This window comes from Methylotuvimicrobium buryatense 5G (assembly GCF_000341735.1).
Lineage (GTDB): Bacteria > Pseudomonadota > Gammaproteobacteria > Methylococcales > Methylomonadaceae > Methylotuvimicrobium > Methylotuvimicrobium buryatense.
The window spans coordinates 3,686,936-3,708,751 of the sequence record NZ_KB455575.1 but is presented as its reverse complement, the minus strand read 5'-3'; the positions used below and the strand labels follow the sequence as shown (position 1 = coordinate 3,708,751).

Annotated in this window: 13 protein-coding genes; 8 read left to right on the top strand and 5 right to left on the bottom strand. The window is 49.9% G+C overall.

The window, feature by feature from the left end; translation table 11 throughout:
- Positions 1-97: 97 nt before the first annotated feature.
- Positions 98-3,106: a sensor domain-containing protein gene (locus tag METBU_RS25420; protein WP_017841716.1), complete on the top strand. Its 3,009-nt coding sequence runs from the start codon at positions 98-100 to the stop codon at positions 3,104-3,106.
- A 534-nt stretch (positions 3,107-3,640) separates the two neighbouring features.
- Here METBU_RS25420 and METBU_RS0116720 read toward each other — a convergent pair.
- Genes METBU_RS0116720 through METBU_RS28185 form a run of 4 tightly spaced genes read right to left on the bottom strand, consistent with a single transcriptional unit; the run spans position 3,641 to position 5,190 of the window.
- Positions 3,641-4,021, bottom strand: coding sequence for a hypothetical protein (locus tag METBU_RS0116720; RefSeq protein WP_017841715.1), 381 nt, complete (start codon positions 4,019-4,021; stop codon positions 3,641-3,643).
- A 41-nt stretch (positions 4,022-4,062) separates the two neighbouring features.
- Positions 4,063-4,416 (bottom strand): hypothetical protein, encoded by a 354-nt coding sequence (locus METBU_RS24475; RefSeq protein WP_017841714.1) that lies wholly within the window; start codon positions 4,414-4,416, stop codon positions 4,063-4,065.
- Between the two features lie 51 nt (positions 4,417-4,467).
- Positions 4,468-4,980, bottom strand: coding sequence for a hypothetical protein (locus METBU_RS0116710; protein ID WP_017841713.1), 513 nt, complete (start codon positions 4,978-4,980; stop codon positions 4,468-4,470).
- Positions 4,981-5,013: 33 nt separating this feature from the next.
- Positions 5,014-5,190 carry a hypothetical protein gene (locus METBU_RS28185; protein ID WP_017841712.1) on the bottom strand — a complete coding sequence of 59 codons (177 nt, stop codon included), beginning with the start codon at positions 5,188-5,190 and terminating at the stop codon, positions 5,014-5,016.
- 360 nt (positions 5,191-5,550) lie between these two features.
- Here METBU_RS28185 and recC point away from each other — a divergent pair, with 360 nt between their 5' ends.
- From recC to METBU_RS0116670, 6 genes are all read left to right on the top strand, one after another.
- On the top strand, positions 5,551-8,691 hold the full coding sequence (recC, locus tag METBU_RS0116700) for an exodeoxyribonuclease V subunit gamma (protein WP_017841711.1): 3,141 nt from the start codon (positions 5,551-5,553) through the stop codon (positions 8,689-8,691).
- Positions 8,692-8,836: 145 nt separating this feature from the next.
- Complete coding sequence (locus METBU_RS0116695) at positions 8,837-9,412, top strand: MarR family winged helix-turn-helix transcriptional regulator (RefSeq protein ID WP_017841710.1); 576 nt, start codon at positions 8,837-8,839, stop codon at positions 9,410-9,412.
- A gap of 186 nt (positions 9,413-9,598) precedes the next feature.
- Positions 9,599-9,868, top strand: a complete 270-nt coding sequence (gene ubiK / locus METBU_RS0116690) for a ubiquinone biosynthesis accessory factor UbiK (RefSeq protein WP_017841709.1) — start codon at positions 9,599-9,601, stop codon at positions 9,866-9,868.
- Between the two features lie 64 nt (positions 9,869-9,932).
- On the top strand, positions 9,933-11,444 hold the full coding sequence (locus METBU_RS0116685) for a YifB family Mg chelatase-like AAA ATPase (protein ID WP_017841708.1): 1,512 nt from the start codon (positions 9,933-9,935) through the stop codon (positions 11,442-11,444).
- A 347-nt stretch (positions 11,445-11,791) separates the two neighbouring features.
- A complete protein-coding gene (locus tag METBU_RS0116675) occupies positions 11,792-12,328 on the top strand; it encodes a hypothetical protein (protein ID WP_138767252.1) in 537 nt (178 codons plus the stop codon).
- Between the two features lie 222 nt (positions 12,329-12,550).
- A complete protein-coding gene (locus METBU_RS0116670) occupies positions 12,551-13,228 on the top strand; it encodes a zinc ribbon domain-containing protein (protein ID WP_017841705.1) in 678 nt (225 codons plus the stop codon).
- A gap of 596 nt (positions 13,229-13,824) precedes the next feature.
- Here METBU_RS0116670 and METBU_RS0116665 read toward each other — a convergent pair.
- Positions 13,825-18,060 carry a DEAD/DEAH box helicase gene (locus tag METBU_RS0116665; RefSeq protein WP_017841704.1) on the bottom strand — a complete coding sequence of 1,412 codons (4,236 nt, stop codon included), beginning with the start codon at positions 18,058-18,060 and terminating at the stop codon, positions 13,825-13,827.
- Positions 18,061-18,460: 400 nt separating this feature from the next.
- Here METBU_RS0116665 and METBU_RS0116655 point away from each other — a divergent pair, with 400 nt between their 5' ends.
- Complete coding sequence (locus METBU_RS0116655; RefSeq protein WP_017841702.1) at positions 18,461-21,733, top strand: LAGLIDADG family homing endonuclease; 3,273 nt, start codon at positions 18,461-18,463, stop codon at positions 21,731-21,733.
- Positions 21,734-21,816 lie beyond the last annotated feature (83 nt).

The window sequence follows — 21,816 nt, the reverse complement described above, 5'->3', positions numbered from 1 at the left end:
GCGCGAACGGTCTACAGCAAATTCTAAGCGCTCTTTTTAGGTTTAGAGAAAAAAACACGAAGTCGAAAAAATAACAATAACAATTGGGAACTCGTTTATGGATACCTTGCCGCCGCTCATTCAGGCACATATGACGGAAATCTATCTGGTTTACGGAATGGCCTTTTTATTCCTGGCCGCGGCGATTTATTTACAACCTAAAGATAATTCGGTTCTGCCTTTTTCGACAATACTGGTTTGGCTGGCTCGCTTCGGAATGTTGCATGGCATTAGGGAGCTTCAATGTGCTTGGGAACTGATTGATGAATCCCTGCAAACAAATTCCTTGGTCGGAAACTTATTAAACCTTGCTTCCTTCTATGCTTTATTTGAATTCTCCCGACGCTTTTGGCTGTTGCTAACATGTAATTCCGAAAACAATCGACGCCGGTTAAAATACATCCGCTTATTTCCTGTTGTTTCCCTGCTAATTGCCGGGATAACGGCGGCGCTATCGCAAAATTACGCCGCTATATTCGACAGCGGCATTCGCTATTTGCTCGGTTTTCCCGGGGCGGCTTCGGCTGGCATTGCGTTTTTGGTTTACGAATACCGCAACCGACCGTATTTGAGTACACTCAAACTTAACTTTGCAATGCTGTTGGCCGGCTATAGTCTGGCTTTTTACAGTCTTTTTACCGGATTGGTCGTTAACGCTCCTTGGTTTGCGACACCAAGCCTTGCCGACGCCCGGATATTTTCAGAAACAACCGGAATTCCTATCGAGGCGTTGCGCACTTTGTGCGCTTTGGCCTTGGCGACGGCAACCGGCATCATGCTGTATCGGGTTAATGTCGAAAAACATCGTAGGGAGTTTCAAGCATCGGCGCAATTGGCCGATTTGAATGCCCGCTTGGAAACTACCATTGCCGCTCGCACTGCACAATTAGAGCGTGCGAATGAAAAATTGCAACAGGAAGTCGAGGAGCGGCGACATATCGAAGAATCGCTTCGGCAAAGCCAAGAAAACTTGAATCGTGCGCAAAGTGTTGCCCATATCGGAAGTTGGTATTTAAATCAGGCCGATAACGGTTTGGAATGGTCGCCCGAGACTTATCGGATATTCGGCGTGCCGCCGGGCATGCCGTTGACTTATGAAGAATTTTTGGAGCGCGTGCACGAGGAAGATCGAGCGTTTGTCGATCGAGCTTGGCAAGCCGCTTTAAAAGGGGCCGAGTACAATATTGAACACCGAGCATTGATCGACGGCAAGGTCAAATGGTTACGCGAACGGGCCGAATTGGAATTCGATCGGCAGCGAAAAATGATTGGCGCAGTCGGTACCGTGCAAGACATTACCGAATTGAAACAAGCCGAATTGGCCCTTCAACAATCCTTCGAAGACTTGAGCCGCGCCGAACAAAAACAAAGGGAGTTACGCATCGTGGCCGAAGCCGAACAAGGCCGGATGGCGGCATTGTTGTCGGCGATGAGCATCGGCATTTTGTTCGAAGACAAGGCCGGCGCCATCGAATACGTTAATCTTGCCTTTCGCCGAATGTGGGCCATAGAAGACGATTTGGATCCGGTCGGCAAATCGACTCAATTCGTATTGGAAAATTCGACGCACCGGTTCGCGCGGCCCGATCATGCCTCCAAATACGTGTTGAAAGTCCTGGATACGCATGAAATCAGCGAACGTTTCGAACTGGATCTCTACGACGGTCGCATTCTGACGCAAGTTTCTTATCCGGTGACCGATACCGAGGGTCGAATTTTAGGCCGTTTGTGGATTTATGAAGACATTACCCACGAGCGGCAAACCGCTCAGCAATTGCTTTATTTAGCCGAACATGATGCGTTAACCGGACTTTACAATCGACACCGTTTTCAAGAACAGCTTGATCACATGATTGCAATGGCGCGCCGCAATCACGATAAATTCGCGTTAATTTATTTCGATTTGGATGAATTTAAATACATTAACGATAACTTCGGCCATAGAGCCGGCGATACCGTGCTGGTTCGGATAGCCGGGGAAATTTCGGTGGTTTTGCGCGAGGTTGAGATATTCGCGCGTTTGGGCGGCGACGAGTTTGCGATATTAAGCTATCTACATCCGCAAAACGACATTACGGTGTTGCCGAATCGGATTAATCAAGCTGTCGCGTCGATCCCGTTCCGGTTTCGGGGCACCAATATTCGTCTGACGACCAGTGTCGGGTTGGCTTTCTTTCCGGAGCACGGAGAAACGGTCGAAGATTTGGTGGCCCATGCCGATACCGCGATGTATCAGGCCAAAGCCAATGGAAAAAACACTTGGGCCGTTTACGATCCCAAGCGCGACAACTCCGGCGCGGCAATGGAAAGAATGTCTTGGCGTCAACGCATCGAACAGGCTTTACGGCAAGATTTGTTGGAATTGCATTTTCAAGGCATCTATCGAGTCGATAACGGTCAACTCTGTCATTTCGAAGTGCTGGTTCGCATGCGCGATCCGCAACATCCCGAGCAATTAGTCATGCCCGGCCAATTTATCCCAATCGCCGAAAATAGCGGGCAAATACTGGAAATCGACCGCTGGGTTTTACGGAGCAGTATTGCCTTATTAAGCGAAAATTCCATTTTACCGTCCTTGGCGGTCAATATTTCCGGACGTTCGTTCGACGACCCCGAATTGCCGCAATTTATCCGCGCTTGCTTGGAAGAAAACCGAGTCGATGCGAACCGCTTGATCATCGAGTTAACCGAAACCGCTGCGGTTTCGGATATCCGCGATGCACAGCGCTTTATCGAGGGCATTCGCCAAGCGGGGTGCACGGTTTGCCTGGACGATTTCGGCAGCGGCTTTTCCACTTTTGCTTACTTAAAATATCTCGAAGTCGATATTTTAAAAATCGACGGCATGTTCATTCGTGATTTGCCGAATAACCGAGAGAATCAAATATTTGTCAAAGCAATGGTCGGTATCGCAAAAGGTATGCACAAAACGGTCTTAGCCGAATTTGTCGAGGACGCGGCAACTCTGCAGATGCTCAAGGAACTCGGCATCGATTTGGCCCAAGGCTATCATTTAGGCCGGCCCAGCGCCGATTACGGAAAATTCATCGAAAATCGTGAGGCTTGACGGTGGTTTGACCGGCTTAGTTTCGAATCTTCTTGCTTTCCAAGTATAAGTATCTACACAAGCCGCCCATGGTACGCGCAGCGTACCCTACCCCTCTAGGCGCCAACTTAAGGAAAAACGCGTCATTCCGCCAGGGATTGGCGGAATCCAGGGCCAGGGATGGCAGGCTTTTGAAGCACATTCGAGCCTGAATGCGGTAAATGCCAGCATTACTTCAGTAATTCCCAGTTTGAGCATTTTCGCCGATCTTAGGATGTGGGGTATGCCTGTCGAGGAACGCCGTAAACCCATCCATGGGGGCTTGGCGGCAGCTCGAACGCCAAGGATGGCGCGAATGCAGATTTTGCATGGAGCAAAAATCTGCCCTGCTGCCGACATCCTCGCCAAGCACACCCCTCACCCTTTTTGATCCCCAAAATGGGAATTGCTCGCATTTCTTATTCTTTGACGGCTTAACTTAATGGTAGTGACCCCTACGGCTAATGAATAGATCGTCAAGCTTTTCGCAGGCTGATTTCGGGTTTTTAAGAATGATCAGTCTGTAATCTTGATCAACCAGCCGCCCGTTCCTTTGCAGCGGTTGCGGCCGTCGGCGCTGATGGCGATGCGGGCATAAGTGCCGGTCAAGCCTTCGGGTAGGTTCCCGGAAACTTGATAAGTACCGCCTTTATCGGTGATGGCGACTTCGGCCGGTTGGTTTTTAACAGTTACTTTAATACTGTTCGGGTCGCTAACGCCGGATGCGCTAAACGAAAAGGCCGATTGCGCGGGAACTTCCGATTTTTCGGCCGGATTGAAGTCGCTGAAGCGCGGCTTATCGCAAGATTTGGTGCTACTGCTGCTGCTACCGTAAGCCCAACAGTTGGTCGCAGCCGTCATTAAGACAAGTGTTCCGAGCAGTGCTAGTGATTTCATGATTCCGCCTCGTGTTGTTATTGTAGTTGTGCTTGGGTCGATTAGGACTTGAACAATTTGCCGAATAGGCCGGTTTCGTTACTTAACTGTTCTATGCGCTGTTTTGCGGCGATTCCGAATGACGAATCCGGTTCTTGTTCGATCAATTGTTCGAGTACCGCCTGACTTTTTTTATCCAACAATTCGATCGCTCGCAATCGAACCGACGGGTAATGGGCTCTTAATGCGGCCAGCTCCCTGAGATAAGCATTGCTTTCGTTTAGTAGTTTGAGTAGGACTTTTTCGGGATCATCGGTGAATAAATCGCGAACTAGATTACCGTAATGTTGTTGTTCGCGGACTAACTCCCGTGGATCGACTTTAGAGATCTCGGTAGGGTCGTCGCAGCAGCTCATAACATGTCCTCCGCTTAATGGTTGGAGTATTCGATTCTACACCCCCCTTACTCAAAAGCAATCGCCATACTCCATGACCAACAAACGGCAATCGAAAAAACTATTCGGATAATAAGCGCTGATGACGAAGCGCAAAAAACAGTCGAATAAAAAATACAGTGTCATGGTTTTCGCCAAGGTGTTGGCGAACCGGTAGCGGGTATATTTCGCGCAGCGCCAGACCGATACGATCCACCAAATCACCGGGATAAAGAGCATGCCATGTACCGTTTTCCAACTCGCAATCGTAAACGTGACGTTCATGATCCGGTAATCGATATAAAGAAAAACGCCGTTCACGAAAATAAAAAACGGCCAAAATGCCTTCCATAACGGCGCCTGTCCCAACCAGATGTTTAATAAAGCTTGGTAAGGCGTGGCCGCCGCCGGCCATGCCCTATCATAAAGCGCCTCTCGCGTGGAAACATGAACGAGTAACAAAAGCGCGACCAAAATGAGGATGGTTTCGATCGGACTAATGAAGTCGGTAAAGGTAAATAGAGTCGGCAAGCTATTGATGAACATGAGTCGCTTCCTATTTAATGATTCTGATACGAATTATTCCGCTTCGAATGGCTGCTCGATAATACCTTGTTCGGCAAGCTTTTGCGCCTCGCGCGCTTGTTCCTTTCGTTGTTCGGAATAGAGAGTTCCTATCACTAAAAAAATCATTAACACGATATAAATGATTGCCGTTAGGCGTCTTACTTTTTTAGCTTGTTCGGTTTCGTTCATTGTTTAATCGTTCCAAAGTTCGTATTTAATAGGCTCAATGTTTTATAGGCCAATGATGCAAATATTTTATACAGAGCCCAAAAAGGCTATAGTAATCCTCAAAAGCATTAGTTTATACAAATTCGGCACCAAGGTGTCCGTCAAAGGACGCCGTGAATACATCCCTGTAGGCTCTATGCCAGCTCCATGCTGGCAAAGCCTTTGCCGCACACCCTGGCGCCTCCTCAGGCACTGCCGAAATTTGAAGTGCGAAAGGTATAACCGATAGCCTTAGTTTACGGTCTCCGCTTGTTATACTCCCGCCGATAAATAATTTTCCCAAGAGCTTGCCGCCAAAACCGAAAAAAATCAAACCAAGTCATGTTCATTCTGCACAGTTCCAATAAAACCGAAAACCTGCTCGAACATTTGGCAGCAGTCATCGAAACCCGGCCGCTAAGTTCGCCGTTTGCCAAAGAAGTGTTTCTGATCCAAAGCCAGGGTATGGAACGTTGGTTGTCACAGCAATTGGCAAGCCTGCTCGGCGTATGGGGGAATTATGAGTTTTTATTTCCGGGACGGTTTTTCAGTACCTTGGCACAACGAATCGACAGTCGATTAAATGACGAAGCCTTCGATCGCCATGTGCTGCATTGGCGCTTCGAAGCACTGCTTCGCGAACTCGACAACGAAATATTTGCGCCGCTGAATAATTATTTGGTCGGCGAAACCGCGGCCTTAAAACGTTATCAGCTAGCGTTACAATTGGCCTTGATTTTCGACCAATATCAAATCATGCGTCCGGATATGCTGGCTGCCTGGCAGCAAGGCGAAACGCTTTACGACACGGAAACCGAACGCTGGCAACGCGCGTTATGGCAACGGATTGCCGAAAATTCAGGCACGAGGCATCGGGGTAGTTTATGGCTGGAAGTAATCGAGCGTTTTAATTCAGCGCCGCCTGGACAATTTTCCGCCGTTTTGCCTGAGCGAATTTCGATCTTCGGCGTCAATACCATGCCGCCCCTGTTTCTCGGTTTTTTACAGGGATTGGCGAATCATGCGCAAGTGCACTTGTATTTGCTCAACCCCGCCCAAGCTTTTTGGGCGGATTTAGCGACTAAGCGTCAGCGTATCGATCAAGAGGATGCCGGCGGGCATCCGCTGTTGGCGGCATTGGGTCAACAAGGCCGCGAATTTCAAGAGATGTTGTTGGAGCAGGTTCAGTTCGAATTGGAGCTGGACAGTTTCGAACAAGACGAGCCGAGCACGGTACTGCGGCAGTTGCAAAACGATATTCTCAATAACGACAGCGAATCGACGCCTTTAACCCGCGACGGGTCGATCGCTATTCATGCGTGCCATTCCCGTATGCGCGAAGTCGAAGTCTTGAAAAACCAATTGTTGGCCGCACTGGAACATGACCCCGAGTTGGAACTACGCGATATCGTCGTGATGGCGCCGGATATCGAATTATACGAACCGTTTATTTCCGCGGTATTCGACGATATTCAGCATGCGGTGGCCGACCGCAGTCTGCGCTTGAGTAATCATGCCTTGGATGCTTTTATTGTTTTTTTGAAGCTGAGCCAAAGTCGGTTCGGTTGGCGCTCGGTCCTGGATTTGCTCGAAAAACCGTCGGTTTATCCGGGCTTCGGCTTGTCCGAAACCGATTTGGAATTGATCAAACATTGGGTTCGGGATACGCAAGTGCGTTGGGGAAAATCGGCCGAACATAAACGCGAATTGGGCCTACCCGAGCTCGATGAGAATACCTGGCAAGCCGCATTGGATCGCTTGTTGATGGGTTATGCGGTCGGCACCGACGACGATTTTGTCGACGGCGTCTTGCCTTATATCGATATCGAAGGTTCTTCGGCGTTGGCGCTTGGCGGCTTGAACGATTTTATGCAATTGTTGTTTAGAGCCGGCAATGATTTAAGCACGGCCAAATCGCTCAAGGCATGGGGCGAAAAGCTTTATTATTATGCCGATCAATTATTGCCCGAAGCCGATGCCGTCGAGCGCCAACAACTCAACGAATTATTGGCGGAATTAACCGAAAGATTGCCCGAAATTCACAACGCGCCGATCGAGTGGCAAGTCGTCTGCGCCTGGCTTGAAGGCCGATTGGAAGAACACAAATCGTCAAACGGCTTTTTACGCGGTCAACTCACGTTTTGTTCGATGCTGCCGATGCGCTCGATTCCGTTTAAAGTGATCGCCTTGCTCGGCATGAACGACGGCGAGTTTCCGAAAGTCGACCGCAATCCGACCTTCGATTTGCTTGCCGCCCATTTCCGCAAGGGCGACCGTTCGCGCCGCGCCGACGACCGTTATCAGTTTCTGGAGATCCTGCTGTCGGCACGGCAACAATTGATTATGACTTATATCGGTCGGTCGATTAGCCATAACGAAACGATACCGCCTTCGGTCGTAATCAGCGAACTGCTCGCCGTGCTTCGCGATCATTACGGCCTGGACAATGGCCTGACCTATCATCCGCTACAGGCTTTCAGCCCGCGTTATTTCGAGCCGGAATCGGCTTTGTTCAGTTATTCCGAGGCCGATTGCCAGGCAGCAGCGGCGTTGGTTAAGCCCAAACCGGAGCCGGCACCTTGGTGGCAAGGCAGTTTAGAGGACGAAACCGGCCAAACAATCATTGAAATAGGCGAATTGTTCGCATTTTACCGACATCCGCAAAAATATTTCATGCAACGCCGACTCGATGTCCGTTTCAACGGCATTGCAGCGGATGCCGAGGAGCGCGAACCCTTCGCGATCGGTCAATTGGACGGTTATGCGATTTATCACGAATGGATCGATGGGGTACTGCACGACAAACCGTTGACTGCACAAAAACTGAAGGCACAGGGGCGATGGCTATCGGGCGTGGCCGGCGATCTCGAGTTTGCCCGGCAGCAACAAAACATCGATGCCTTTGCCGAAGCAATCAAGGCCAAGGCGCTCGGCAAACCGCTCGAGGATTTATCGGTCGACCTAGCGGTCGGAAGTTATCGGTTGGCCGGTAAACTCGGCAATCGTTATGAGCGCGGCAGTCTGTTTTATCGTTACGCCGATTTGAAAGGCAAGGATTTTATGCTTGCCTGGTTGCATCATCTGATGATCAATCAAATCGAACCTCAACAGACTTGCTTGATCGCTCTCGACCAGGATATAACGTTCGAGCCGGACTATTGTGCGTTAGGCGAATTGGAAGCTTGGATTGAAATCTATCGGCAAGGATTGCACAGACCCGATTCGTTTTTCGTCGAGCCGGCTTTCGCTTATGTTAAACAAGCGCATAAATTGTCGCAAAGCAGCCGCGCGGCGAAGCCGGCCTTGGATTCGGCAATCGACCAGCTAACCCGTGCGATCGAACAAGCTTACGAACCTGAGCTTAGAAAATTGTTTCTCGAAGACTACAATCCGGTGGAATTGTTGAACGAGGTATTTGAAGACCATTGCCGAAACCTGTTGTTACCGGTATGGGGACTGATTGATCAGTCGGCAGAAAATTAAAACGTGCGCTGAAAACTACTATACCCGGTGATACGAATATACTCGCTCTCGAACATCTCATCTAAAGCGAATACCGAAAATTCCTTTGTAATCGGTATAATGTCCTTAAAAAACCGCTCTCGCGGCAACTGACCAAATACTACCCATGCAGGAATTAAACACGTTTAAATTGATCGACAGGATCAGCACGCTGGTGCGCTCTGAAGAGCGGAAAAAGTACACCGCGCTTGGTTTGCAACCGATACAGGGTCAAATTCTCGATTATTTGGCGCAATGCAATAGCATGAGCGACACGCCCGCCGCTGTCGCCGAATATTTCGGTCTAACCAAAGGTACGGTTTCGCAATCGTTACAAGTGCTGGAGCGAAAAGGTTATATCGAGAAAAACCCGAATGAGCAGGACCGGCGTATCTTGCATTTGCGGCTGTCGGCAGCCGGGGAGTCTGTTCTAAAGGAAATACAAGCTTGCGACATTTATCCTGCTACCGAGCAAGCGATTCCTAAGGAACAATTTGATGCGCTAAACCAAGCATTGCTGTCGACACTGCTCGCATTGCAAAAAGCCAACAATTTAAAAAGTTTCGGCGTCTGTTACTCGTGCTATTATTTTTTAGAGCTCGACCAACATTATCACTGCGATTTAACGCAACAGCCGCTTAATCAACATGCTGCCGTTAAAATATGCCGTGAACATGTATTGTTTGAGGGGAGTGGTAAATAGTGAATGGTGAATGGTGAATGGTGAATGGACTTATCCGCTATTTGTATTTCACCTAAAGGTGCTGAGGTAAATGTGAATAGTATTGTCGCACCTTTCGAAAAATTTGCTTCCTGCTTAATTTGTGTTCAAATCGCTGATACTGCTCTTGTTGAGTAGTCATCACTTTATTATTTACGAGGTATTACTATGTTCGATCCCAAAGCCATTGACGATATCGCCAACCGTCTGGCGAATGCCATGCCGCCCGGTTTGTCTCATTTGAAAGAAGATATGGAAAGAAACTTCCATGCCATTTTGCAAGGCGCCCTCGGCAAACTGGACCTGGTCACCCGCGAAGAGTTTGAAGTGCAAAAAGCCGTGTTAACCAAAACACGCACGAAACTCGAAGATCTGGAGATTCGCGTTGCCGCGTTGGAAAGACAACTTGATCAAAACCCTTCCGATCAAGCTAATTAATAATTAACCGCTACCCTTTCAAGCCGGTTTTTCGATAAAAATTCGGCTTTTCTCCAAATTACTTATGACTCTAGCCGTAGCCTATAGCCGCGGTCGTTCCGGAATCGATGCGCCGTTAGTGACGGTGGAAGTCCATGTCACGAGCGGCCTACCCGCACTCAATATCGTCGGTTTACCCGAAACGGCGGTCAAGGAAAGCAGGGACCGGGTGCGCGGTGCGATCATCAATTCATATTTCGAATTTCCGATGCAGCGCGTCACGATCAATCTGGCTCCGGCCGATTTACCGAAGGAAGGCGGGCGTTTCGATCTGGCTATCGCCTTAGGTATTCTAGCGGCATCAGGCCAAATTCCAGCCGGCCGCCTAGCGGAAGTCGAATGTGTCGGCGAACTTTCTCTTGGCGGCGAATTGCGTCCGGTCAGCGGAGTTTTACCGATAGCGATACAAACCCGTAACAGCGGAAAACCGCTTATTCTGCCCAAAGAAAATTGCGCCGAAGCGGCCTTGATCAAAGACATCGATCTGTTGCCGGCTAATCATTTGCTTGAAGTGTGCGCGCATCTGAACGGACAGAAATCGATCGTCGTCGACGAGGAAACCCTTGTATTACCAGCGGAAACGGAATCGGTCGACTTTTCCGATGTACATGGGCAATATCACGTCAAGCGTGCCTTCGAAATCGCCGCATCGGGTGCGCATAATTTGATCATGCTCGGACCGCCCGGCACCGGTAAATCGATGCTGGCCGCGCGCTTGCCGACGATTCTGCCGCCGTTGACCGAACAGCAAGCTCAAGAAACCGCCGCGATTGCATCGATTAGCGACAAAGGTCTCGATGTTGCCAATTGGTTGAAACCGCCGTTTCGAGCGCCGCATCATACCGCATCGGCCGCCGCGTTGGTCGGTGGCGGCGGCAATCCGAAACCGGGGGAAATTTCGTTGGCTCATAACGGCACTTTGTTTTTGGACGAGTTGCCAGAATTCGACCGTAGGGTGCTGGAAGTATTACGTGAACCGCTCGAAACCGGTCATATCAGTATTTCGCGGGCGGCCCGGCAAGCCGAATTTCCGGCGCGATTTCAATTGATTGCCGCGATGAATCCATGCCCATGCGGTTATCTCGGAGATCCGTCCGGACGTTGCCATTGTTCGATAGAACAAGTCGCACGATACCGTGCCCGCATTTCAGGGCCGTTACTCGATCGTATCGATATGCATTTGGAGGTGCCGAGAGTGTCTCGCGAGGTGCTGCGAAAAGGTTCGGAGGAAGGCGAAGAAAGCAGCGTGCAAATCAGAGGGCGTGTAGTCACGGCACGAAATATCGCGTTGTCGCGTCAAGGAAAAACCAATGCGGCGCTTAACGCTCGCGAAGTCAAACAGCATTGCCGATTGTCCGATCAAGGCCATGAACTGCTCGAACAAGCCATGGATAAGTTCGGACTGTCGCACCGCGCCTATCATCGTATTCTCAAGGTGGCAAGAACCATAGCCGACCTGGCCGGTTCCGAAACGATAGAAATTGCGCATTTGAGCGAGGCGATCGGCTACCGTAGATTGGATAGGAAAACGGACTGAAGCGGCATTGATCGATAGGGTTACTGATGGGAATGCCTTCTTTCAAAAGCGTGGAGCAAAGGAAGGCTGGAAAAATAATTTTTTGTTAACTTGTTCTCTTGACAAATTTAAATTACGCTTTGCTAGGCTTGTGATTGATTCTATTAGTTTCTACTCCCTTTATACTCAAAAATTAGCTAACTTTATGAATAACCTTTTATTCTTAGACGGTTTTTCAATCACAAGGAAGTAGATTGTTGTAAAAATCAGCCCTCGGTTAGACTCCAAGGATTCTCATTGAGCTAGTTTGTGTTTTTAAAATGAAACCATCGTCTATTCAGCACTTTTTTTCCTTGAGGTTCGCAAAAATGTTTAAATTTCTAATCGCGGCGGCTAGCGTTATTTTCATTTCGATTGCCAATGTTTCTGCAAATAATAAATTGAACGATTGTTATATTGTAACAGGAGGCACTGCTAAATCTAACTCTATTCCATATGACCTAGCCGATTCATACTATATTCCTGGTAGTGAGCAAATCGGCGAATATGAAATCAGCCTTGTTAACGCTAGACTGCCCAAGAATCCAAAGCTTGCCATCAAGATTAGCGGTCCATTTAAAGGAAAAATCATTGCCCCAGATTTTCCATTTATTAAGCTAAATCATGTCTTAAGTTCTTCCGATCAAGCAGGCTTGATTTTTACTAAAGATGATGAGGTCACCTCTGCTTTTTTTGAAACTGAAACTGTGTTGCTAGTTGAAGAAACATTAAAGCCAATTGCTGGAACCGGAAAGTTTGAAAATCTTAAACCATATCCAGAAAGCAAAATAAATGTCAGCGGCAGTCTTGATCTAGCTACAGGCAAGAACAATTTTAATATAGTTAGTGGGACATTATGTTTTTGAATGATAAAGAGTAATGCAATTCTTAGTGTTCAAAAATCGAGGCCAAGGAAGGCAACCCATTCATTCCTCAAAATCCAGCTTTAGCTGGCAACATATTACGTTTTCATAAGTAGAATACCCGATAAGGTTTAGGTTTTATCTCATCAAGGTTGGTTAAGGCCTTGTTGAATCGACCCCGATTAATCTTAATTTTCAAACGATGCGGAGATCGCCGTGGAAATAATGTCGTCATTCAAAAGCAGCGGCGGTTATCGCGCCGCGCAATATCTGATCACAATTTTGATTGTGCTGCTGGTCGGTTATTTAATTAGCCTACTGCCGGTCATGTCACGATTGGTCATCGCCGATCGTTTGGTGGCGGCGGATTTGGTGCTGTTCGTCACGCAAATAACCGCGCTGATTTTGTTTTATCTTTTTGCCGTGAATGCGATCGCAGCGCTCCCGAAAACCGGCGGCGCGCTGTTTTTTGTCAAAGCGATCAGCGTGCCGGCGGCCTTGTTGGTCATCGTCATTATCGGACAAGCCGTCATTTGGCAAGTCTTGGGGCTTTTCGTCGGCGCTTCCGGCAGATCGTTCTATTTCGGCATCGCGATTCTGTTGATCGTACTAATTGGCATTTGGCTGGTATGGGTCGCCTTTCAGAATTCGCCCTATCTGATCGATTCGATCGAGGAAGTCAGGGAAACTCTGCCGGCGCTGCCAAGTCTGCGTACTAGCGTCTGCCCCGAATGCGGGCAATTGTCGTCGCGAAGCGCAAAATTTTGCTGTCACTGCGGTCATCCTAAGCACAAGGAATTCAAATGTTCGGCCTGCGGCGAAGCATTGCAGGAAGATCAAAAATTCTGCCATAGCTGCGGGCACGAAGTTGAAGCCTATCTCGAGAAAGAATCGGAGAGTTAATAATTCGGTTTTGCGAATGACGTATTCCGGTTAGTCCTACGAATGGCCTAGCATCGAGCTACCGGTTTCGGAAATGCGAAGCTCGAGCTTCGTGATCGGGCTTCCCGAGCTGGAGCCTGTGAAACAGCGGGAACATTACGCATCGGGGATTTCGATAAAAGCCGAACATCCTTGGCTTCGATAATCGAGACGAAGGCGTCGCTCCCTCAAGGGTTCCGAAAGCTCTGTGGGAGCGATCCCCTGATCGCGATTTCGAAGCCGGGTGCGCTAGTTAACAATAAAGGGTATCGAGGTCACATTAGCTAAGCTGGCAATACACGAATTAAGTATAACGACGAGAACTGGGATTGGGAAACAGCAGGAAGCCACCATGGTACGCACGGCCGTAGGATGGGTAGCAGCGAAGCGGAAACCCATCGCTTTGTTTGAGTGCAGGTAAGGTTGTGGTAATGCAGCCATTAACCAAACCCGCGATTTAATACAATGGCGCTCATGAGCGCCGCCGAAGGGCTCGGGGTGAACGGTAGATTGAGGCCCTCAGCTGCACTTTTTAGGTTACGGTCTGCTAATCCATGGCAACCGGATTCCGGCAATCCCTACTCCCCACGCATCAAATCAAGCAAATCGTCGGCCGACATCTTGCCGCTGATGTCCGCGCCTTCCAATAGACTGTCTGCCAAGTCGCGCTTGTGGCTGTGCAGTGCAACGATTTTTTCCTCGATCGTGTTCTTCGCGATCATTCGGTAAATCGTTACGGGCCGCTGTTGGCCCATGCGGTGCGCGCGGTCCGAGGCTTGATCCTCGACCGCAGGATTCCACCAGGGATCCATGTGAATCACATAATCGGCCGCGGTCAGATTTAAACCGACGCCGCCGGCTTTTAGACTGATTAAGAACAATTCGCCATCGCCGCGCTGAAATGCATCGACCCGTTTTTTACGCTCCTTGGCCTGCGTGCTGCCGTCCAGATATTGATAGCCGATACCGCGCTGTTCGATATAGTCCTTGATCAATTGCAAATGGTCGACGAATTGACTGAACACCAGAGCTTTGTGTTTGTTGTCGAGCAATTCATCGACGATTTCGCCGAATGCCGCCAATTTGCTACTGGGCAGTGCGATATCCGCATTGGCGAGCCGCGTGTTGCAACAACTGCGGCGCAATTTGGTGATCGCGGCGAGTATCTGCAAATGCTTGGCGCCGGCCTGACTGCCGGTACTGTTCAAAATTTCGAGACTTTCGCGGCGCAAGGCCTCATAAAACGCCATTTCCTCGCCGCTCATTTCGACGTAGACCGGGATTTCGGTCTTTGGCGGAAGCTCTTGCAGAACTTGGGTTTTAGTGCGGCGCAAAATGAACGGCTGAATCAATTTCTTTAATTGCTGACGGGCCTCTTGACTCCGATCGCGCTCAATAGGCCCCGCGAAGCGTTTATTGAATTGTTCCAGCGAACCGAGTAGCCCCGGATTGATAAAGCGAAACAGATTCCATAATTCGCCGAGATGATTTTCCAGCGGTGTGCCGGTCATGATCACCCGGAATTCGGCCTGTAAATTCATCGCGCCTTGCGAGCGCCGCGTTGCGATGTTTTTGATCGCCTGCGCCTCGTCGAGTATCGCGATTTGAAAAGGGATTTTCGAGAGCATCTCGGCGGCTTGTTCTTGTTGCAGCAATCCGTAACTGCAAATCAACAAGTCGAAAGACCCCAGGCTGTCGAGCTTACGCTGACGATCTCCGCTACCGAATAGAATGGGATTGAGCGTGGGCGCGAAACGGCGCGCTTCGCTTTCCCAATTCATACATACCGAAGTCGGCGCGATGATCAAGCTCGGTCCGTTCGGCGCTTTGTCGACCAGGAGCGCCAGCGCTTGTATGGTTTTGCCGAGCCCCATGTCGTCGGCCAAACAGGCGCCGACGCCCCATTGCGCCAAGCGCGCCAGCCAGTTGTAACCGTCCGTTTGATAATCGCGCAATTCCGCTTGAAACGTGGACGGTACGGCCGGCTGATACTCGCGCGCGGCCTTGAGCCGCTGCATGTGGTTTTGCCAATGTTTGTCGACCTTGAAACCGGCTTCGTCCTGCCAGTCCTCTAGCGTCAATGCCGCGAGCGGATTGATGCGGACTTTTTTGCCTGTCAAATCGGCATAAGCCTTCAAGTCGTCGAGACGGCGGCGGAATTCGTCGGTCAATGCAATAAACTGTCCGTCTTGCAATTGTAAAAATCGGCCTTGGCGGTTACCCAATAAGCCCAGCAATTGGCGGATATCGATGACGGTATCTTCGTTAACCTGCAGCTCGCCTTGCAGCGCGAACCAATCATTATCGCGTTTGATCTGCATATTGAAACCGCTGCCGGTACTGTGCCCGAGCAAGCGGAATTTAACGCCTTCGGGCCATTCCAATAACACGCGATCCGGCGGCAAGGATTGTAGTTGTAACAACAATTCCAGGCAGTGTTCCGGATCTTCGAGCAGATATTCGCCTCCGTCGTCGCGATCGGCTTCGGCTATTGCAGAGCATGCGGACAAGACCTCTTCGCAACGCATTTTTTCCAGCTTGAGATCGCGTTGCGCTTGCAACGGTTTGCCGTCGACTTCGGTAAAAACGCTCGCACCGCCTTGGCCGGGCTGATAATAAGCGCCGCTTGTCGAAAAAGGGCGAATCAGCAGCGCGGCCTTGAGCCCTTCGCCGAGCGGCAATAAATGAAGTCGAGGCGTGGCATCGGCTTCGACCTGTTCGGCCGTGCTGGAACTGCCGCCGATATCCGATTGCACGGTCAACAAACCGGAGATGCCTGTTAGTGTTTGCAGCACGCGATCTTGAGCCGTTACCGGTACTTCCAGGCCTTTCGGGCCCAGAAGTTGATAGATTTTATGATGATCGGCGGTCAATTCGATCATTTTCAATCGGGTCGGCGTTTCCTTACTGATGATTATGTTTTGCTGATGACTAGGCGCAGGTGTAAATGTAATTTTGATTTTGCCGCCTTTGGCCTTGCTGACGCGAAGTTCCGGCTCGCCTTTGACCACTTCGACCCGCACATTCGGCGAGTCGGACCAAAACAGCAGCGGATGCCCGACCAGAGCAAGCGGCATTTTTTCGCTGAATTCATAATAAATGCTGCTGCCATACCAACCGCTAGTTTCGGTATAGGATTTGATCGTAGAACAAATCCTTGAGTCATGCTCGCTCAAATAATCGAAACTGTCGCGCTCGGTATGCAGCCTTTTCAGCGCCACCGCACGGCCTTTACTCCAGCCTCCCTTGGCTTGCTGTTTTTGCTCGCGCGGTTCGATCAATACCGTTTTATATATTTCCTGAAAACTGACCAACCAGGCCATGCGGGTCGGCTTCTCCGTTTGTACAGCGCCGCTTTGGAGCCCGCTATTGCCGAGGCCCAGCAAGGCATCGAGCGCTAAATCCCAGTCGGGTCGGCTCGCGAACAAATCGGCCAGACTAACCGGCCGGCCATCCAGAAAGCCGTCATCCCAGGATTTGGACGACAAGGTTTCGGCGCGCCCTGATAATTTCGCCAGTTCTGCGGCGGGCCAGCGGTAACCGTTATCGACTAAACGCAGGTACAAATTTTGGACGATTTCCAATGAGGCTAGCGGATATCCTGATAATGGCGCATCGGTCATCCAGGAGCGCACCAGTAAGCGAAATAATAGAATTAACTTCGGAAATTCAATTGCGGAATGCGGTTCGCCATTGTCTTCATAACCCTTCGAAATCGGGTCGATTTTGTTATAGAACACCGCATTGTCGCGCTGGCTCAAGTCGCCTTGCAAAAACTTCTGGAAAATTTCCAAATAACGATAGCAATTGGCCCAAAAGCCTTTGAGCTTGATGGCCTGACCCAACAGCATCGTCAATTTTTTATCGTGCGCATCGCGGCATTTCAAGATCGCCAACGGATAAAATATGCCGGCCAATCCGTAAAAATAAATAGTCTTTTTTCCGGTTATTTTTCTAATTAACTTTAACGCTGTTTCATATTGCGCGATGGCTCCGGAAAAATCGCCTTTTAAAAACGCCAATGCGGCGCTTAACGCCTGTAATTCCGGATCTTCACTGTCCGCAACTCCTAACGCCAGAGTGTCCCAATCGCCGCGTAGCAGCAATAATTCGGCATAAATCCGGGGCGCCATTTTCAATAGTAAAGCGCCTGCGTCTCCCGAAGCGTATTCCGCTAAAAAATTGAAGATATCGGGGTCGTGATAGAGATAAACGAGCTGATGCAGGCCGATAAAGCCGGTCATGTCGTTGATCATCTGCGGGTGCCGCCGCTTGAGCCACGCGACATCCAGCGGATTCAGTATCCATGATAAATATACATCGATTTGGTCGGGCAATTGGTATTGGTAATAATAGCGGTTACCGATACTAAGACATTGATTAACCAGAGCATAATCGCCGCGATGAAATGAAATACGCGCATCGCGCAGGCACTGGTGTTGATTGGCATAGGAGGCTTTCTTAGCGATCGGCGTCGGTTGGTCGAATAACGATGCATAGCGCTCGAATTGCTTATCCTCGACTAATTGCCGGGTAATCGGTTCGGCAAGCAAGCGATTACATCGGTAACCGCTTTTACCGGCTTGGACTTCCAGCAATCGATTGTTTTTTAAAGCTACCAAAACCGGTTTTATCGAAACGGCGGTAAACGGCTTTCCTTGGTCGCTGCGAATGCCTAGCTTCGAAAGATTTTGAGCGATAAACGCGGCCGTTTCGTAACTATGGCAAACGGCTAAAAACTGCATGACGGCTTTGTCGCTATCAGTCAGATTTTGATATTTCTCGAGTAACTGGGAGCGTTGTTCGTTGAACATGACAAGGAGCTTTGAAAAAATGGCGATTATACAACACTGATAGACATGATAGGTCTATATCATTGCAATCGTTAAGCCATTGGCCGCGCGATGTCACAAATTTCGAATTTGCCTATCGATTTGCTGAAAAAAAATAAGGTTTTCCCATGTTCGAGTCGCCTAAAATTTTTTTTAAAGCTAACTCATTGAACTTAAAAAACTACCTCTCAATCGCTCCTTTTGGCGCGCAAAAAAACCGCGAAAAACACAACATATTGATTTAAGATATATCCATAAACACTATATGAGGGATTCGCGTTGCTTGCGGATTTTCTCGATCGACCGCACGAAACATCAATGATCCGGACCTTTCCCGGATGTGATAAAGCCAATACGTTCAACCAGACAAGGGAATCAAAGAATGACCGCAAAACTCCAAGTCGTTACGCAACACGCGACCGAAATTCCGCTGCAAAGCGCATCGCTGGACATCTGGGACAGCAAATACCGCCTGAAAACCAAAGACGGCAAAGCCGTCGACGGCACGATAGACGACACCTACAAACGCGTCGCGAAAGCCTTGGCCGAGGTCGAGACCAACAAGTCTTTGCAGGAGCATTGGCACAAAGAATTTCTATGGGCATTGCGTAAAGGCGCGATTCCCGCAGGCCGTATCACATCGAACGCCGGCGCGCTTGAACACAAACCGGCAACCTCGACTATCAACTGCACCGTATCGGGCATCATCGAAGACTCGATGGACGACATTCTGGCGAAAGTGCATGAGGCAGGGCTTACACTCAAGTCGGGATGCGGCATCGGCTATGAATTTTCGACCCTACGCCCGAAAAACGCCTACGTGTCCGGCGCCGGCGCCTACACGTCCGGACCGCTGTCGTTCATGGACATCTACGACAAGATGTGTTTTACGGTTTCTTCGGCCGGCGGCCGCCGCGGCGCGCAAATGGCGACCTTCGATGTCGCGCACCCCGATGTCGTCGATTTTATCCGGGCCAAACGCGAAGACGGCCGTCTGCGCCAGTTCAATCTGTCGCTGCTGATCACCCGCGAGTTCGTCGAAGCGGTCAAAAACGATGCGCAATGGCCGTTGTCGTTTCCTGTCACCGAGCGCGAAGTCAAAGCCGATGCTATCGATTTGACCGATTCCGACAAAATCGTCTGGCGCGATCTGCCGAACAAAAAAGGCTATGTCGTCAACGAAGCCGGCCTAGTCGCGTGCCGTATCACCAAAACCATGCCGGCCCGACGCCTCTGGGACATAATCATGTCGTCGACCTACGACTACGCCGAACCGGGATTCATCCTGATCGACAAAGTCAACGAAATGAACAATAACTGGTTCTGCGAAAACATTCGGGCGACTAACCCGTGCGTGACCGCCGATACTCGGCTCGCGACCCAATACGGGCTGGTCACGATAGGCGAATTGTACCGACGCGGCTTGCCGTTGGAGGTTTCCGTAGATTGCCGGTCTTTGGGACAAGACCATCGGGGTGTTGAAGTGCGACCGGCTAAACCTGCCTTCATGACTGCAAAGCAAGCGGAAGTCTATCGTGTAGTCACCGAAGACGGTTATGAAATCAAAGCCACCGAATGGCACGATTTTTATACTGATCGCGGCAAAATCAAATTGCGCGAACTTCGCCCGGGAGATGAAATACTCGTGCAATCTGGCAAAGGGCAATTCGGTCATGAAGGCGATGAAAAGCTTGGCATGCTACTGGGCCTGATTACCGGGGACGGTCATTTTACGAATCGCGGCAATAATCAGGAAGCCGTAATCGTGAATTTGTGGAATGAAGAAAGAGGTCTGGCTGAAACGATTACTACTTATGTCAATTCATTGATCGCACAGAGCGCTAGAACGGCTCGCCAATACCAGGTTTCTCCGGTGGCCGTGCCCGAACGCAATCATCTTTTTATTCGCTCGGTCGTGCTGGCGCGCGTACTCGAACATTACGGCTTTTCGCGTGATAGCAAACTGCGCGTACCGGAAGTCGTTTGGCGCGGTACCGAAGACTGCGTCCAAAACTATCTTCGCGCATTATTCCAAGCCGACGGCACTGTCAACATCTCAAGCAATAGCCAAAGCTGCTCGATTCGATTAGCTTCGAGTTATCCCGGATTGCTTAAAGACATACAACAATTGCTGGCAAACTTCGGCGTATTTTCGCGGATAAGACAACGGCGTCCTGCGCAAATGCGTCAATTGCCGGACGGTAAGGGCGGACATAGAGACTATCAGTGTAAAGCCGATTATGAATTGATTATCGACGGCGAATCTCGGGAAACCTTCATGCGCGAAATAGGTTTCTTACTCGACTATAAAAACGAGAAATATCGCCAGTGGGCAGCGGACAAAGCCTTGCGCAAATCACAGCGCTTTACGACACGGGTAAAAAGCATTGATTATGCTGGTCGTGAAGCGGTGTTCGATACCACGCAGCCGGATTGCAATGCCGTAATTTTTAACGGACTGGTTACAGGACAATGCGGCGAACAACCATTACCGCCCTACGGCAGTTGTCTGCTCGGCTCGATCAACCTGACCCGATTCGTCGAAAAACCGTTCAGCAAAGAAGCCGGATTCGATTGGGAAGGTTTCCGCAAGACCGTGCGTATTTTCACCCGCATGCTCGACAACGTCGTCGAAATCAACGGACTGCCGCTACAACAACAGCGCGACGAAATCTTCGGCAAGCGCCGCCATGGCATGGGCTATCTCGGCTTAGGGTCAACCTTGACGATGCTCGGCCTGAAATACGGCGAGGAAGAGTCTTTGGCCTTTACCGAAGAAGTCACCAAAGCGCTGGCTATTGAAGGCTGGAAGGTCGGACTGGAACTCGCGAAAGAAAAAGGTCCGGCACCGATAATGGAGCAAGTGTTCACGGTCACCGGCGAAATGCTGTACAAACGCCCGGAAATGCAGCAAGACGGCTATAAAATCGGCGACAAAGTGCCAGGCAAAGTGTTGCACGCGAAATACAGCCGCTACATGCAGCAACTGGCACAAGAAGAGCCGGAACTGGTCGAAGAACTAACCAAAACCGGCAGCCGCTTCACGCATCACAGCTCGATCGCACCGACCGGCACGATTTCTTTGTCGCTCGCGAACAACGCCAGCAACGGCATCGAACCGAGCTTCGCGCACCATTATTCGCGTAACGTGATCCGCGAAGGCAAAAAGTCCAAGGAAAAGGTCGACGTGTTCTCGTTCGAACTCTTGGCTTATCGCCACCTGGTCAATCCCGACGCGATGCCGTACAGCGACGACCCGAACGCGCAATTGCCGGATTATTTCATCGCCGCCGACGATGTCACGCCGACACAACATGTCGATATTCAGGCCGCCGCGCAAAAATGGATCGATTCGTCGATCTCCAAAACCGCCAACGTGCCGACCGACTATCCGTACGAAGACTTCAAGTCGATCTACGAGTACGCCTACGACAAGGGCCTAAAAGGTTGCACGACCTTCCGCTTTAATCCGGAAGTGTTCCAGGGTGTGCTGGTCAAGGAAAAAGACCTCGAAAACACGACCTACCAGTTCACGCTCGAAGACGGCCATGTCATCGAATTGAAAGGCAACGAAGAAGTCGAGTACGACGGCGAAATCCATTCCGCCGCGAATTTGTTCGATGCGCTGAAGGAAGGATATTACGGAAAGTTTTGATTTCCGGGAAAGTAATCTTAGGCTGGGTTAGGCTTCGCTCTTATGTCCTGCAGAGTAAACTCAACCTACGAAATTAATCCGGA

Excerpts from the sequence above, each read along its gene's own strand:
- METBU_RS25420 (WP_017841716.1), top strand. The coding sequence starts at position 98 with ATGGATACCTTGCCGCCGCTCATTCAGGCACATATGACGGAAATCTAT.
- ubiK (WP_017841709.1), top strand. The coding sequence starts at position 9,599 with ATGTTCGATCCCAAAGCCATTGACGATATCGCCAACCGTCTGGCGAAT.
- METBU_RS0116665 (WP_017841704.1), bottom strand. The coding sequence starts at position 18,060 with ATGTTCAACGAACAACGCTCCCAGTTACTCGAGAAATATCAAAATCTG.
- METBU_RS24475 (WP_017841714.1), bottom strand. The coding sequence starts at position 4,416 with ATGAGCTGCTGCGACGACCCTACCGAGATCTCTAAAGTCGATCCACGG.
- METBU_RS28185 (WP_017841712.1), bottom strand. The coding sequence starts at position 5,190 with ATGAACGAAACCGAACAAGCTAAAAAAGTAAGACGCCTAACGGCAATC.
- METBU_RS0116655 (WP_017841702.1), top strand. The coding sequence starts at position 18,461 with ATGACCGCAAAACTCCAAGTCGTTACGCAACACGCGACCGAAATTCCG.
- METBU_RS0116685 (WP_017841708.1), top strand. The coding sequence starts at position 9,933 with ATGACTCTAGCCGTAGCCTATAGCCGCGGTCGTTCCGGAATCGATGCG.
- METBU_RS0116695 (WP_017841710.1), top strand. The coding sequence starts at position 8,837 with ATGCAGGAATTAAACACGTTTAAATTGATCGACAGGATCAGCACGCTG.
- METBU_RS0116670 (WP_017841705.1), top strand. The coding sequence starts at position 12,551 with ATGTCGTCATTCAAAAGCAGCGGCGGTTATCGCGCCGCGCAATATCTG.
- METBU_RS0116710 (WP_017841713.1), bottom strand. The coding sequence starts at position 4,980 with ATGTTCATCAATAGCTTGCCGACTCTATTTACCTTTACCGACTTCATT.
- METBU_RS0116675 (WP_138767252.1), top strand. The coding sequence starts at position 11,792 with ATGTTTAAATTTCTAATCGCGGCGGCTAGCGTTATTTTCATTTCGATT.
- recC (WP_017841711.1), top strand. The coding sequence starts at position 5,551 with ATGTTCATTCTGCACAGTTCCAATAAAACCGAAAACCTGCTCGAACAT.
- METBU_RS0116720 (WP_017841715.1), bottom strand. The coding sequence starts at position 4,021 with ATGAAATCACTAGCACTGCTCGGAACACTTGTCTTAATGACGGCTGCG.